The sequence below is a fragment of the Streptomyces sp. NPDC026062 genome, from assembly GCF_055568375.1.
In genome coordinates this window covers 1-1,297 of sequence record NZ_JBVHOQ010000139.1, presented here as the reverse complement: position 1 = coordinate 1,297, position 1,297 = coordinate 1, and the positions used below count along the sequence as shown (strand labels likewise).

The 1,297-nt window shown below is 70.0% G+C and carries 1 protein-coding gene and 1 pseudogene; both read right to left on the bottom strand.

Annotated features, from left to right (window positions below):
• Positions 1 to 455 (bottom strand): annotated as a pseudogene (locus ACZ4LX_RS38205) (hypothetical protein); the annotation flags it as partial.
• Between the two features lie 10 nt (positions 456 to 465).
• A partial coding sequence (locus ACZ4LX_RS38200) for a helix-turn-helix domain-containing protein (protein WP_467652025.1) occupies positions 466 to 1,297 on the bottom strand: 832 nt, incomplete at its 5' end.

Here is a 1,297-nt window from a genome sequence, read left to right as displayed (position 1 = left end):
GCTTCGGCGACGTTGGTGATGACGGGCATGTTGTGGGGTCCGGCGACGAGTGGGTTGAGGGTGAGGGTGGGCCATTGGGGGAGGCCGATGGTGATGGGTCGGGCGGCCCATTGGGCGGTGGTGTGGTCCTGGCAGACGATGAGGAGCAGGACGGGCATCGCGCCGTACTTGTTGTGGAGGTAGCTGACGTAGTAGGGCCAGCTGGTGGTCTTGCGGGGGTCTTTCCTGCCTTGGGCTTCGATGGCGAGGAGGAAGGGGCCGTTGTGTTGGGTGTCGATGCGCAGGAGGGTGTCGACGCGGCGTTCGACGGGGCTGTTCTCGGTGAGGTCGGTGGGCAGGACGGTCGCGGAGGTGGGTGGCGGGATGTTGACGCCGAGGACTTCGGAGACGCGGGAGAAGAGGCCGGGGTACTCCTGGAAGATGCGGTGCATTGCTTCGTGGGGTGAGCTGACCATGTGGGTCCGTTCAGGGGGTGTGGGTGGTTGAGCGGGTGTGGGTGTGGGTGCGGCAGTCGCGGCAGTGGCCGGGGTGGGGGGCGCGGAAGGCGCGGTCGCAGGTGTCGCAGTTCTGGAGGGGGATGGTGAGGGGTTTGCGGCGGGGTGGGGGTGTGAGGGCTGTGGTGCCGGGGAGTGGGGGTGGCAGGAGGGTGGTGATGCGGTGGCGGATGAATTTGGCGGGGTGTTTGACGGGTGCGGGGAGGTCGGTGGTGAGGGCGTGGCGGATGGTGTCGGGGTGGGTGTCACGTTCGAGCCAGGTGGCGATGGCGGGGGTGAGGGTGGTGATGTCGCTCTCGGAGAGGGTGAGTTGGGGTGCGTGGCGGCGTAGGTCGGCGAGGACGGCTGTGGCGGTCCGGAGTAGTTCGTCGGTGGGTGTGTGGGGTCGGGGGAGTGGTGGGGGCGGGGTCCTGGGGGCGGTGGGCGGCGGTACGTGGACCGGCGGAGGTGGCGGGGTGGGTGCGGGCGTCGGCGGCTGCTCTCGGGGTGCTTCGGCGGGCGACACTGGCGACGCGGGCGGCGGTGGCGCGGGGGCCGGGATCGGGGGTTTGCTGCGGGGCATCCGTTTTGGTGCGGCGGTGACAGTCGGGGGCGTAGTGGTGGCGCGGGGCTGGTTGTAGGAGGTGGTGCGGGTGGTGACGCGGCCGCTGGGGAGGCGTACGCGGCTGCGGTGGAGGTAGCCCTCGGCTTCGAGTTCGTGCAGGGCGGCGGTGATGCGGGCTTCGCTTTCCGGGAAGCGTTCGGTGAGGGTTTTGATGCCGACCTTGGCTCCGGCGGGCAGGGACTGGATGTGTGCGGCGAGC